This is a genomic window from Stenotrophomonas sp. JAG2 (assembly GCF_041080745.1).
GTDB lineage: Bacteria > Pseudomonadota > Gammaproteobacteria > Xanthomonadales > Xanthomonadaceae > Stenotrophomonas > Stenotrophomonas maltophilia_AA.
In genome coordinates, this window is sequence record NZ_JBEUMH010000013.1 from 37,572 (window position 1) to 49,710 (window position 12,139).

The 12,139-nt window shown below is 66.4% G+C and carries 12 protein-coding genes; 9 read left to right on the forward strand and 3 right to left on the reverse strand.

What is annotated here, in order from left to right; translation table 11 throughout:
- Positions 1-24 precede the first annotated feature (24 nt).
- Entirely contained in the window at positions 25-1,359 is a 1,335-nt protein-coding gene (locus tag AB9O74_RS15735; protein WP_369349885.1) for an XVIPCD domain-containing protein, read from the forward strand.
- Positions 1,360-1,428: 69 nt separating this feature from the next.
- Here AB9O74_RS15735 and aceE read toward each other — a convergent pair whose 3' ends face one another.
- Entirely contained in the window at positions 1,429-4,116 is a 2,688-nt protein-coding gene (gene aceE, locus AB9O74_RS15740; RefSeq protein WP_369349886.1) for a pyruvate dehydrogenase (acetyl-transferring), homodimeric type, read from the reverse strand.
- A 469-nt stretch (positions 4,117-4,585) separates the two neighbouring features.
- On the opposite strand from aceE, the gene AB9O74_RS15745 reads away from it, so the two are divergent.
- The 3 genes from AB9O74_RS15745 (at position 4,586) to AB9O74_RS15755 (ending at position 6,473) form a co-directional block, all read left to right on the forward strand.
- Positions 4,586-5,089 (forward strand): PadR family transcriptional regulator, encoded by a 504-nt coding sequence (locus AB9O74_RS15745; protein WP_176990507.1) that lies wholly within the window; start codon positions 4,586-4,588, stop codon positions 5,087-5,089.
- Positions 5,090-5,179: 90 nt separating this feature from the next.
- Positions 5,180-5,977, forward strand: coding sequence for a siderophore-interacting protein (locus AB9O74_RS15750; protein WP_369349887.1), 798 nt, complete (start codon positions 5,180-5,182; stop codon positions 5,975-5,977).
- A 58-nt stretch (positions 5,978-6,035) separates the two neighbouring features.
- On the forward strand, positions 6,036-6,473 hold the full coding sequence (locus AB9O74_RS15755; RefSeq protein ID WP_176990509.1) for a hypothetical protein: 438 nt from the start codon (positions 6,036-6,038) through the stop codon (positions 6,471-6,473).
- 311 nt (positions 6,474-6,784) lie between these two features.
- Here the strand turns inward: AB9O74_RS15755 and AB9O74_RS15760 are convergent, their stop codons facing one another.
- Complete coding sequence (locus tag AB9O74_RS15760; RefSeq protein ID WP_346479326.1) at positions 6,785-7,492, reverse strand: YceI family protein; 708 nt, start codon at positions 7,490-7,492, stop codon at positions 6,785-6,787.
- A gap of 85 nt (positions 7,493-7,577) precedes the next feature.
- The gene (locus AB9O74_RS15765) at positions 7,578-8,168 is read right to left on the reverse strand and encodes a malonic semialdehyde reductase (RefSeq protein WP_176990511.1); all 591 of its coding nucleotides are present in this window, start codon (positions 8,166-8,168) and stop codon (positions 7,578-7,580) included.
- A gap of 129 nt (positions 8,169-8,297) precedes the next feature.
- Between AB9O74_RS15765 and AB9O74_RS15770 the strand changes: the two genes are divergently transcribed.
- The 5 genes from AB9O74_RS15770 to AB9O74_RS15790 all read left to right on the forward strand — a co-directional run bounded on the left by AB9O74_RS15770 (position 8,298) and on the right by AB9O74_RS15790 (position 11,969).
- On the forward strand, positions 8,298-9,269 hold the full coding sequence (locus AB9O74_RS15770) for a mitochondrial fission ELM1 family protein (RefSeq protein ID WP_369349888.1): 972 nt from the start codon (positions 8,298-8,300) through the stop codon (positions 9,267-9,269).
- Between the two features lie 56 nt (positions 9,270-9,325).
- The gene (locus AB9O74_RS15775) at positions 9,326-10,189 is read left to right on the forward strand and encodes a DUF2145 domain-containing protein (protein ID WP_369349889.1); all 864 of its coding nucleotides are present in this window, start codon (positions 9,326-9,328) and stop codon (positions 10,187-10,189) included.
- 67 nt (positions 10,190-10,256) lie between these two features.
- The gene (locus tag AB9O74_RS15780; RefSeq protein WP_369349890.1) at positions 10,257-10,778 is read left to right on the forward strand and encodes a hypothetical protein; all 522 of its coding nucleotides are present in this window, start codon (positions 10,257-10,259) and stop codon (positions 10,776-10,778) included.
- A 34-nt stretch (positions 10,779-10,812) separates the two neighbouring features.
- Positions 10,813-11,340: a hypothetical protein gene (locus AB9O74_RS15785; protein WP_369349891.1), complete on the forward strand. Its 528-nt coding sequence runs from the start codon at positions 10,813-10,815 to the stop codon at positions 11,338-11,340.
- A gap of 74 nt (positions 11,341-11,414) precedes the next feature.
- Positions 11,415-11,969, forward strand: coding sequence for a queuosine precursor transporter (locus AB9O74_RS15790; RefSeq protein ID WP_176990514.1), 555 nt, complete (start codon positions 11,415-11,417; stop codon positions 11,967-11,969).
- The last annotated feature ends 170 nt before the right edge of the window (positions 11,970-12,139 follow it).

The window sequence follows — 12,139 nt, forward strand, 5'->3', positions numbered from 1 at the left end:
TCAAGCATCTACAGGGAGTAGTAAATGAGTGGATTGACTCAGCGCGACATCAGAATTTTGAGCAGCTATGCGGACGCCGGAAACCGGGAGCTGTACTGGAATTACCTCTCTCAGCTGCCGGGCGCGGACGGCTATGGCACGCTCGCACTGGGCGTGGTTCGCAATGATAGCCTGCCCGGCCGGGTGGCAAACACCTATGCACAGGACCATGCAAAGACTCAGCACGACAGTGGTTCGCGTCACCCCAATGCCGAGCTTAGTGAGCGCCAGTGGGAGGACTTTGGGCAAACGCTGCTCAAGCAGGACCTTGAACTCCGCAGCTACTGGATGGAACAGAAGCAGCCTGACAAGGCGCTGAACCTCCCTGGTAAGGATGTCATGAGAGCGCATGACCGCGCGTTTGACCTTCACGAGCTGGATCCCAACTGCTGGACGCCCCGTGTCCTGCTGCAGGCCGCCCTCGAGAAGAGCGGACCTCAAAAGCTCGAGCAGATCTGGACGAACATGCTCGACAACGACTACGTCGGCGCAATCCGTGTGGGCAAGACAGGATATGACGCAATTGATCAAATGGGCTTGGTGGACGGTGGGGAATACCTGGCCAAGCTCGGCGCGACGGAGGCCGCCCAGTTTCTTGAAGGCCGCTCCTCGACCAACCCCAACGTGATCGGCGGCAACAGCTACTACGCCATGTACTTCGAAGGCGAACGAAAGTGGGCCAATGTGAGCACCGGCGGCGGCCACCTTTCTATGAGGGAAGAGATCAATCCGGCCCGGATCGCCGAACTGAACGATGCGCGCGACGTGCGCCTGGAACGCCAGCAGAAGGCCACTCAGTTCCATGAGGATGATCCGTACCGTACGATCACCCGCAGCCCGATGACCGCATCCCTTGATGGCGTGCCGGGCGAGCGGCAAGCACCTACCCGCTTGGCCGACATCGGCCCCGGCCACCCGGACTACGCGTTGGTACAGCAGGTCCGCGAAGGCGTTGCCGCCATCGACGCCAAGCAAGGTCGCACTCCGGACGAGACCAGCGAGCGCCTGACCGCAAGCGTGGTTGCGCTGGCGCGACAGAATGGATTGGAACGCGCCGACCACGTGCTGCTGAGTTCGCAGACCTCGGATAGCCCTGCTGGCCGAAATGTCTTTGTTGTCCAGGGCGAACTGGCCGACCCGGCGCATCGCCGCGCTTCAATGCCGACCGATGTCGCTGTGCAGACGCCGGTGGAGCAGTCCATGCGGCAGCTGGACGTCGCCGGTCAGGAGCGGCAGCAGCAGGCGTTGGCACAGACCACGCAGCAGGAACTGGACGCCCGCGTTCGTGAATCCCAGAGCCAAGCGATACGTATGGGGTGATGCGGCCCCTTGTTAGCAAAAGAGCCGCATACGCGGCTCTTTTGCTTTCCATCTCATACGTTAAAAAGGTCAAACCCCAACCGGATTAGCCTTCTCAGGATCAATCTTGTACTGCTTGATCGCCCGGGCAACATCCTTACCCGTCATCTTCCCTTCCTTCGCCAGCGCCGCAATCGCGGCATGCGCGATGTAGTACCGGTCAACCTCGAAAAAGCGACGCAGGTTCGCCCGGGTATCCGAACGACCAAAGCCATCCGTACCCAGCACCGTGTACGACATTGGCACGAACGCACGGATCTGGTCCGCATACGCACGCACATAGTCGGTCGCGGCAATCGCCGGGCCCTGGCGGCCTTCCAGCAGCTCGGTCACGTAGGCCTTGCGCTGTTCGGCTTCCGGGTGGAAGCGGTTGTAGCGCTCGGCATCGAAACCATCGCGGCGCAGTTCGTTGATGCTCGGGCAGCTCCAGATATCGGCGGTCACGCCGAAGTCCTTGTCCAGCAGCTCGGCCGCGGCAATCGCTTCACGCAGGATGGTGCCCGAACCCAGCAGCTGCACGCGCAGCTCGCCCTTCTTCGGCTTGCCGGCGTCGGTGAGCAGGTACATGCCCTTGACGATGCCTTCGGCCGCGCCTTCCGGCATTTCCGGGTGGGTGTAGTTTTCGTTCATCAGGGTGATGTAGTAGTACTCATCAATCTGATCTTCCATCATGGCCTTGGTGCCGTGCTGCAGGATCACCGTCACTTCGAAGCCGAAGGTCGGGTCATAGCTGCGCACGTTCGGGATGCCACCGGCGACGATATGGCTGAAGCCATCTTCGTGCTGCAGGCCTTCACCGTTCAGCGTGGTGCGGCCGGCGGTGCCGCCGAGCAGGAAGCCACGGGTACGCATGTCCGCGGCCTGCCAGGCGATGTCGCCCACGCGCTGGAAGCCGAACATCGAGTAGTAGATGTAGAACGGCAGCATCGGCACGTTGGAGACCGAGTAGCTGGTACCGGCAGCCATCCAGGAGCTGATCGCACCCGGCTCGCTGATGCCCTGCTGCAGCACCTGGCCGCTCTGGTCTTCGCGGTAGAACATCAGCTGGTCCGCATCGACCGGCTTGTACTTCTGGCCGAACGGGGCGTAGATGCCGATCTGGCGGAACAGGCCTTCCATGCCGAAGGTACGGGCTTCATCGGCCACGATCGGCACGATGTGCGGGCCCAGTTCCTTGTCGCGCAGGGTGATGTTGAGGCTCTGCACGAAGGCCATGGTGGTGGAGTAGCTGCGCTCACCGCTGGACTTCAGCAGGCGCTCGTAGCTTTCCAGCTTCGGTGCGTTGAAGCTCTTGGTCGCCTTGCGGCGGCGCTGCGGCAGGTAGCCACCCAGGGCGGCACGGCGTTCCTGCAGGTACTTCACTTCCGGCGAATCCGGGCCCGGGTGGTAGAACGGCACCTGGCCATCGGCCAGCTGTGCGTCGGTCACCGGGATGTTGAAGCGGTCGCGGAAATGGCGGACGGCATCGTCGTCCAGCTTCTTGGTCTGGTGGGTCGGGTTCAGTGCTTCACCCGCGCTGCCCATGCCGTAGCCCTTGACCGTCTTGGCCAGGATCACGGTCGGCATGCCCTTGGTGTTCACGGCCTGGTGGTAGGCGGCGTACACCTTGTGCGGATCGTGGCCACCACGGTTGAGGCGCCAGATATCGTCGTCGGACAGGCCGGCGACCATCGCAGCGGTTTCCGGGTACTTGCCGAAGAAATGCTCGCGCGTATACGCGCCACCGAAGGCCTTGCAGTTCTGGTATTCGCCGTCGACGGTTTCCATCATCAGCTTGCGCAGGACGCCATTGGTGTCCTTGGCCAGCAGGGCATCCCAGTAACCGCCCCACAGCAGCTTGATGACATTCCAGCCGCCGCCACGGAATACCCCTTCCAGTTCCTGGATGATCTTGCCGTTGCCACGCACCGGGCCGTCGAGGCGCTGCAGGTTGCAGTTGACCACGAAGATCAGGTTGTCCAGGCCTTCGCGGCCGGCCAGCGCGATCGCGCCGAGGGTTTCCGGCTCATCGCTCTCGCCGTCGCCGATGAAGCACCACACCTTGCGGTCGGACTTCTCGATCAGGCCACGGTTTTCCAGGTAACGCAGGAACTGCGCCTGGTAGATCGCGGCGAGCGGGCCCAGGCCCATCGACACGGTCGGGGTCTGCCAGTAATCCGGCATCAGCCACGGATGCGGGTAGCTGGAGAGGCCACCGCCGTCGACTTCCATGCGGAACTTGTCCAGCTGGGCTTCGTCGATGCGGCCTTCCAGGAAGGAACGCGCATAGATGCCCGGGGCGCTGTGGCCCTGGATGAAGAGCAGGTCGCCCGGGTGGTCTTCGCTCGGGGCGCGCCAGAAGTGGTTGAAGCCCACGTCATACAGCGTGGCGCCGGAGGCGAAGGAGGCGATGTGGCCGCCCAGGTCGCCCGGCTTGCGGTTGGCGCGCACGACGGTCGCCATCGCGTTCCAGCGGATGATGGAACGAATGCGCCATTCCAGTTCGGCGTTGCCCGGGCTCTTGGCCTCCAGGGTCGGCGCGATGGTGTTCACGTACTCGGTGGTGGGAGAGAACGGCAGGTAAGCACCCGAACGACGGGTCAGTTCCACCATGCCTTCCAACAGCTGATGCGCGCGCTCGGGGCCCTCGACATCAATAACGGCCTTCAGCGACTCGATCCATTCCTGGGTTTCCACAGGATTCGGGTCGTTGTTCAGCACCTCGTTCAACCAGTTCATTTGCGCTCCCATGACCGCACGCACGCGCGCGACTGTTTTAGATTTCTAGCCGCAAAGTGTAGCGCACCAAGGGGTTTGCTTACTTCGCTACGGTTGCGTATGGAACCATCCGGGCGTGTCCGGAAGGACAGCAGGCGACAGCGCGCGGACCGCGCTTGAAGGTTCCACGCTGCATTTCAGCCTGCCCGGCGGCGATGACACCGGCGCGTCAACAGGACACCGCTGGACAGCGCAGCCGCTGCGGCAGAGGCGATTGGCGTGGATCGTGCGCGGCGGGAAGGCGTTCCAGGGTGCGTCGGCGTGGATCATCGGCCGCGTTCGTCGGCCAGGAGGGCGCGCAGTGTTCCATCACAAGCACGCACCGTCGCACGCTGGATTCACCTGAACGCATCCCTGCCATGCGTGCGCCGCGGCTGGCCGAACGGGAGTTTTCGATATATCGTTCCGTCACTGCATTCGATATATCGAAATGACCTCTCCGCGCGATCTCGACCGCCCTGCCCGCCCGCTGACCGCCCGGCCGCTCAGCCGTGGCGATCTGCGCCTGCTGGTGCTGTCGCTGCTGGCCGACCAGCCGCGCCACGGCTATGAGCTGATCCAGCTGATCAGCGACATGTTCGTGCGGGTCTACACGCCCAGCGCCGGCTCGATCTACCCGGTACTGGCGCAGTTCGAGGCGGCCGGCTGGGTCGGCGCGGTCGAGGACGGTGGGCGCAAACGCTACGCGCTCAGCGCGCTGGGCCAGGCCGAGCTGGAGGCGCAGCGCGACGAGGTCGATGCAGCGGTGCACCGGGTGCGCGACAGCGCGCGCACGATCACCAAGGCCAACCTGCCGCCGTCCGTGCGCGATGCGCTGCGCGAGCTCAAGCACGCGCTGGGCCTGTGCCACGGCCGCTGGCAGGACGACAACGCCGCTGCCGTCGCCGAAGCGCTGCGCGAGGCCGCCGCGCACATCCGTGCGCAGGGCCGCTGACCTTCCCTCTTCGTTTCAGACCCAGCCAGCCACCGCCCGCCAGGTCCTTCTCTCTCAACGCCGCGCTGCGGCACTGATCCAGGTATTCCCATGGCTCTGCATGAAAACCGACTGCTCCGTCATACCGTGAAGTTCCGCCCGCTGCAGGTGCTGCGCACCGAAGAGATCAGCCCGTGCATGCGCCGGGTGATCGTCGGTGGCGAGGCGCTGGAAGGCTTCGATTCGCCCTCGCCGGACGACCACGTCAAGCTGTTCTTCCCCAACGCCGAGGGCCAGTTCGTGGTCCCGACGATGACCCCGGAAGGCCCGCGCTACCCGGAAGGCCAGGCGCCCTCCCCCTCGCGCGATTACACCCCGCGCTGGTGGGATCTGGAGACCAACGAGCTGGCGCTGGACTTCGTCATGCATGGCGACGGCCTGGCTTCGACCTGGGCCGCCAACGCGCAGCCGGGCGATGCGATCGCCGTCGGCGGCCCGCGCGGCTCGCACATGACCGCCGATGACTTCGACACCTACGTGCTGATCGGCGATGAAACCGCGCTGCCGGCGATCGGCCGCTGGCTGGAGACGCTGCCGGAGGGTGCGAACGCCGATGTCTACATCGAGATCCCGGAATCCGGCGACCGCCAGGAGCTGCCGGAGGACGACTGCATCCGCATCTCGTGGCTGGAGCGCAACGGCTTCGACGCCGCCAGCAGCACCCTGCTGGAAGACGTGCTGACCGATTTCGAGGAACCGGAGGGCGACACCTTCTACTGGATCGCGGCCGAGTCGCGCCGGGCCCGGATGATGCGCAAGTACATCGAGGGTCACCTGGGCGTGCCGAAGGACTGGATCCGCTCGACCGGCTACTGGAAGGCCCACGGCAGTGAGCACCACGACGACTGAGCCCGCGACGGGCACCGGCCACGGATGCGACAATCGCGTTTTGTGCCGGTGCCTTTTCATGCAAGCCTCTCCTCTTTCGGCACTGACCGATCTGATCGACCGCGCCGAGCGCGCCGATCCCGCGCTGGACGCCGCCCTGGCGGCGCTGGCGCCTTCCGTGGGCGGGAACATCGCCCCGTTGCGCACCGCCCTGATCCCGCTGGCCCGCGCCCAGGCAGCATTGGTGCAGGCGAACATCGATATCGACCTGGTCGCCGATGAGCTGCGCCGTTACCAGAAGTACGCGATGCCCGGTAAGCCGAGCCTGCAGATCGTGCAGCTGCGCAAGCAGCAGGCCTCGGTGAAGCAGGCCGCGCTGCTGGCCCGCCAAGCGTTCGCGCAGGCGACGCATGCATTCCTGCGGGAGAGCGGATTGAGTGCACCGGCACGGCGGACGCCGACCGATTTCACCACGCTGTGGCTCGGCAAGGTGAGCGCGCAGGTGGCGGCGGGGTGATCATCGCGCCGGTAGCGGCGGCTTGATCGCGCTGATATCCACGCGTGGCGTGGATCTACCCGGTCCCATCACCGGTAGAGCCACGCCATGCGTGGCTGCGCTTCGGCGGGATTCCTGGTTGCCGGCCAGCGGCCGGCACTACCGTTCGTAACTCATCGGTCATCGTTTGCGGCTCACGGTTGGCGCCCCACCGACCAACGGTCGGTGGCTACCGCTTTCAGGGTGGCTACCGCTGTTAGGTTGCAACCGCGCAAAAAGAAAGCCCGCCAATTGGCGGGCTTTCTGCCTTCTCACGACGAGTGAGGAGAAACTCAGGCAGCCGGCTTTTCGCCAGTGGCCTCGGTGGTGATGCGGATGTTCACTTCATCGCTGACGTTCGGGGCGTACGCGCCGACGCCGAAATCGCTGCGCTTGATGGTGGTGGTGGCATCGAAGCCCGCCGCCGGCACCTTGGCCATCGGGTGCTCGCCGCCGCCGTTGACGGTGACATCCAGGGTCACCGGCTTGGTGATGTCCTTGATGGTCAGGTCGCCGGTGACGGTCAGCTTGTTGGTGCCGTTGGCCTCAACCTTGGTGCTCTTGAAGGTGGCGGCCGGGAACTTGGCGGCGTCGAAGAAATCGGCGCTCTTCAGGTGCTCGTCGAACTTGGCGGTGAAGCTGTTCAGGCCGGTCAGCGGCAGCTTCACTTCGACGGTCGACTTGGTCACGTCGGCCGCGTCATACACCAGGGTGCCTTCGGCCGCGCCGAAGTGGGCGGTCGGGTGCGAGAAGCCGAAGTGGCTCCACTGGACCAGCACGTCGGTGTGGGTCGGGTCGAGCTTGTAGGTGCCCGAGGCAATCTGGATCGCATCGGCAGCCGGGGCGGCAGCGGCAGCAGCAGCGTCCGCAGCCGGGGCGGCGGTTTCGGTGGCGGCCGGCGCGTCGGCAGCCGGGGCAGCGGCTTCGTCGGCCGGCTTGGAGCAGGCGGCGATGGCCAGGGTCAGGGCGAGCGGCAGCAGCAGTTTGCGGGTCACGGTCATGTCAGGTCTCTCTCGATTCGAAGGGAAAAGAAGCAAAGGTCATGCAGCCTATCCGCACGGATGGGCCACGATCCGGCGGTAACGCTTAAGCGATGCGGGCGGCTTCGTCGAACGACAGGCGAGGCAGCCGCGGGAACAGGCCCGAGGCGTCACCGTACCCCAGGTTGACGAGGAAATTCGACTTGATCGCGGTGCCCTTGAAGAAGGCTTCGTCCACCTTGGCGTTGTCGAAGCCGGACATCGGGCCGGCATCCAGACCCAGCGCGCGGGCGGCCAGGATCAGGTAGGCGCCCTGCAGGCTGCCATTGCGGAACGCGCCTTCGGTACGGCCTTCACGCGGGCCGTCGAACCACGCCTTGGCGTCGGTGTGCGGGAACAGGAACGGCAGCTTCTCGTGGAAGTCTTCGTCGAAGGCGACGATCACCGTGACCGGGGCGGCCAGGGTCTTGTCGTGGTTGCCTTCGGACAGCGCCGGGGCCAGCTTGGCCTTGGCTTCCGGGGACTTCACGAACACGAAGCGCGCCGGGCTGCCATTGGCGGCGGTCGGGCCCCACTTCAGCAGCTCATAGAGCGCCTTCAGCTGGCTGTCCTCGACCGGCTTGTCGAGGAAGGCGTTCTGGGTGCGGGCGGTACGGAACAACTGATCGAGCGCAGCATCGTCAAGGACGTGGGACATGAAGCCTCCGGAAACAAGGGGAATCGTTCGCGCATCGGCTACCGTGGCAGGGCGACCGCGCGATCGGCGAAGGCTGGCAGTGTAGAGTGTCGCGACAGTTGCAACACCCAGCCTGACTGAAACGAATTAATGCCATACGTGAAACGATGGAGTCCGCCCTGGACGATCACTGACGGCCGTGCCGGCAATGTGCGGCAGGCGGTGGCCCTGGCCACGGCATTGAAGCTGGGGGCGCATCGTCCGCTGGTACTCACGCCGCGCGCGCCCTGGCGCTGGCTGGCCCCGCGCTGGTTGCCGGGCGCCGCCGCCGGCTACGGCGAGGCCTTCGCCGCGCTGGCCGAAGAGGTCCCGGAGCTGGCCATCGGCTGTGGCCGCCAGGCTGCCGGGGCGCTGCGCGAACTGCGCCGCCGTGGCACCCGGGTGGTGCAGATCCTCGATCCCCGCCTCAGCCCGCGCCACTGGGACCTGCTGGTCGTCCCCGAACACGACCGCCTGCGCGGTGGCAACGTGCTCACCCTGCTGGGCAGCCTCAATCCGGTCAACGATGACTGGCTGGCCTGCGGCCGTGCCGCCTTCGCGACGTTCAGCGCCCTGCCCGGCCCGCGCACCGCGCTGCTGGTCGGCGGGCCGACCCCGCACGCACCCTGGCATGAGCCGGACATGGTGCAGGTATTCCAGCAGTTGGCGTCGCAGCTGCGCGCGGAGGGAGGCAGCCTGCTGGCTACGACCTCGCGACGCACGCCCCCGGCGCTGGTCGGCGCGCTGCGCAGTGCGTTCGCCGATGTGCCGAACGTGATCTGGGGCGACGGCGGTGATGGCGTCAATCCCTATGCCGGCCTGCTCGGCTGGGCCAATCGCGTCGTGGTGTCGCCGGATTCGGTGAACCTGCTCTCCGAAGCCTGCGCCACGCGCATGCCGGTGGCCGTCGCCCTGGCCGATCAGGCGCAGGGACGACTGGCGCACTTCCAGGGCGCGCTGCGCGAGCGTGGCCGCCTGCAGCTGCGCTGGCTGGATTGGCAGAAGGACGGCCGCATCGAACCGCTGCGCGAGACCACGCGCGTTGCCGAAGAGGTGCGCGCGCGGTTGGGCATCCACGCCTGACGTCCTGCACAGCGTTATGATGCGGCCGCGGCCGGTGCCGCCGGAGACTGTGTGACATGGATGTACCCTTCGCTGCCCTGCGCAAGCGCTTTTCCCCTGCCTTGCTGTGCGCGGTATTGCTGGGCGCTGCGCTGACCGCACACGCCGAGCCGCAATGCACCGAACGCTATCCCACGCCCGCCGCGCTGGCCTCGATGTTCGATGTGGCGCTGGCCACCACGGACGCCTTGGACGCCCTCGAGGGCGTGGACGTGGTGCTGATCGCCCGCGGCGGCCAGGACCTGAGCAAGTACGGCTTGCGCCACAGCCACCTGGCCTTCCTGATGCGCGAGGAGGATGGCCAATGGCGCGCAGTGCATCTGCTCAATCCCTGCAAGACCGCGGAGTCGCACTTGTTCCGCGAGGGTGTTGCCACCTTCATCGGCGAGACCTCCAGCCATACCGATCTGCGCATCGGGGTCCCCACCCCGGCCGTGCGCGATGCGCTCAAGGCGATGCTCACCCAGCCGGCGATCCAGGCGAAGGCGCTGCACGAAGCACGCTACAGCGTGGTGGCCTATCCGTTCCGCACCGAATACCAGAATTCCAACCAGTGGGTGCTGGAAGTCCTGGGCGCGGCAATGGCGCAGGTGGAAGAGCGCACGTTGATCGTCAACCGTACCCAGGCGCAGGAATGGCTGCAGCGGCACATGTATACGCCCAGCACGCTGCACATCGGCGTGGCCAAGCGGCTCGGCGCGCGCTTCTTCGTGCCCAATGCGGCCGTTACCGACCACCCGGCCAGCGAGCGCCTTTCCGGCAACTACTCGGTGGTGACAGTGGAGTCGATCTTCGATTTCCTGCAGCTGCGCAGCAGCCTGCAGCAGGAACTGGCCGTGCCGCATGTGCCGGTCAAGGGCATTACCGCACCCAAACCGTGAGTCAGCGGCAGGCAGCACGCCAGCGGGCATACTGCGGACCCATGTTGAGACATTAGAAGGATCTTCGATGACACGTGTTTCGCGCAGAGTCGTTTCACCGCTGCTGGCCATTGCCGTATGCGCGGCCAGCCTGCCCGCGCCCGCGCAGGTGGTGGGCATCAATCACCCGGTGACCAGCAGCGTCATCGTCACTTCGGTGGTGAGCGTGGTGGTGGTGACCGCACCGGTGTGGCTGGTCTCGGCCGGCCTCAGCAGGGCCAGCGATGCCTCCGCTCGACGCAGCCGCGCGGCCAAGGACGCACGTGGCAAAGCCGGTCCGCTGCCGCCGCTCACCGTGGAGAAGGTGGAACGCACGCCCGAAGGCGGCATCGAAATGGCCCTGCAGAACCCGCAGGAACCGGACGAACCGGCCGTGATTGCCTGGCCTGCGCGCGAGGACAACCCGGCAGCAGCGGTGGCGGTGGGCGATGTCCTGGCGCTGACGCCCACCCAGGGCGGCGCCGGCTGGACGGTGACCACGGCCGAGGGCACGGCCTTGGCCTTCCTGCCCATCGATGCGGCGGCGGCGCAGCCGAGTGCACGTTGGTAACCCCTCGCTGTCCACTGTCTCGTGGAGCTACTGAATGAACCGGATGTCCCGTCCTGCCGTTGCGCCACTGCTGACGCTGGCCTTGCTCACGGCCAGCCTGCCGGTCAGCGCCCAGAACCTCAGCAATGCCTCGCCGGTCACCAGCAGCGTCCTCACGACGTCGGTGGTGAGCCTGGCGGTGATCACCGCACCGGTCTGGCTCAGCGCGCTGGGCGTGAGCGAACTGCATGACGCCTCCATGCCGCACAACCGCGCCGCCCGGGCCGCGAAACGGCAGAAGGCCGCGCCGATGCCGCCCCTCACCGTGGAGCGCGTGACGCACCAGCCGGACGGCAGCTACGAGGTGGAGCTGAAGAACCCGCAGGCCCCGGATGCACCGGCGGTGGTGGCATGGCCCGCGCGTGCCGACAACCCGGCGGCAGGCGTGAAGGTGGGCGATGTGCTGGCTTTCACCCCGACCCCGGCCGGTGCGGGCTGGATGGTGGCCGATGCCGGAGGTGCCGCGCTGGCGTTCCTGCCGACCCAGGATGCGGCGGCGACCAGCATGAGCGAACGCTTCTGACTGAACCGGCCCGGGCTGGCCCTGGGCCGGCCAAGCCCGGATAATCCGCTGTTCCCCGACTTTTCCGGCTCGCCATGTCCGCGCGTCCTGCCACTGCGTTTGCCCCGTTGACCCCCCGCTCGCTGCTGCTGGCGGTGCTGGCCATGGGCGCGGTGGTGCTGGGCTCGAACGTGCTGGTGCAGTACCCGATCAATGATTGGCTGACCTGGGGCGCCTTCAGCTACCCGGTCGCCTTCCTGGTCAGCAATCTGATCAATCGCCGCTTTGGTCCGGCGGCGGCACGGCGGGTGGCGTGGGCAGGTTTCGCGCTGGCGGTGCTGTTGTCGATCTGGATCGCCACGCCGCGGATCGCGGTGGCCTCGTGCCTGGCCTTCATCGCCGCGCAGCTGCTGGACATCACCGTGTTCGACCGGCTGCGCCGCGGGCACTGGTGGCGCGCACCGATGGTGGCGACGACCTGCAGCGCGACGCTGGATACGACGATTTTCTGGAGCATCGCGTTTGCCGGCTCCAGCCTGCCGTGGGTGAGCTGGGCGCTCGGCGATCTTGCGGTGAAGCTGACGATCGGCGTGTTCCTGCTGGCGCCGTTCCGCGCGTTGCTGTGGAAGATGGCGCCGCGCGCGGTGTGACATCTGCGCCGGCCGCCCGGTGTGGCGCTGTCGGTCGGAAGGCGCTGTCGGTCGAAGATCGCTGTCGGTAGTGCCGGCCGCTGGCCGGCTCTGCAGGGTTCACGGGAGCCGGCCAGCGGCCGGCACTACAGGTGCCCGAGCGATGCAAGGTCGATGCCCGAGCGATGCAA

Coding starts and splice junctions, on each gene's coding strand:
- aceE (WP_369349886.1), bottom strand. CDS start 4,116: ATGAACTGGTTGAACGAGGTGCTGAACAACGACCCGAATCCTGTGGAA.
- AB9O74_RS15770 (WP_369349888.1), top strand. CDS start 8,298: ATGCCATACGTGAAACGATGGAGTCCGCCCTGGACGATCACTGACGGC.
- AB9O74_RS15775 (WP_369349889.1), top strand. CDS start 9,326: ATGGATGTACCCTTCGCTGCCCTGCGCAAGCGCTTTTCCCCTGCCTTG.
- AB9O74_RS15765 (WP_176990511.1), bottom strand. CDS start 8,168: ATGTCCCACGTCCTTGACGATGCTGCGCTCGATCAGTTGTTCCGTACC.
- AB9O74_RS15760 (WP_346479326.1), bottom strand. CDS start 7,492: ATGACCGTGACCCGCAAACTGCTGCTGCCGCTCGCCCTGACCCTGGCC.
- AB9O74_RS15790 (WP_176990514.1), top strand. CDS start 11,415: ATGTCCGCGCGTCCTGCCACTGCGTTTGCCCCGTTGACCCCCCGCTCG.
- AB9O74_RS15750 (WP_369349887.1), top strand. CDS start 5,180: ATGGCTCTGCATGAAAACCGACTGCTCCGTCATACCGTGAAGTTCCGC.
- AB9O74_RS15785 (WP_369349891.1), top strand. CDS start 10,813: ATGAACCGGATGTCCCGTCCTGCCGTTGCGCCACTGCTGACGCTGGCC.
- AB9O74_RS15755 (WP_176990509.1), top strand. CDS start 6,036: ATGCAAGCCTCTCCTCTTTCGGCACTGACCGATCTGATCGACCGCGCC.
- AB9O74_RS15780 (WP_369349890.1), top strand. CDS start 10,257: ATGACACGTGTTTCGCGCAGAGTCGTTTCACCGCTGCTGGCCATTGCC.
- AB9O74_RS15735 (WP_369349885.1), top strand. CDS start 25: ATGAGTGGATTGACTCAGCGCGACATCAGAATTTTGAGCAGCTATGCG.
- AB9O74_RS15745 (WP_176990507.1), top strand. CDS start 4,586: ATGACCTCTCCGCGCGATCTCGACCGCCCTGCCCGCCCGCTGACCGCC.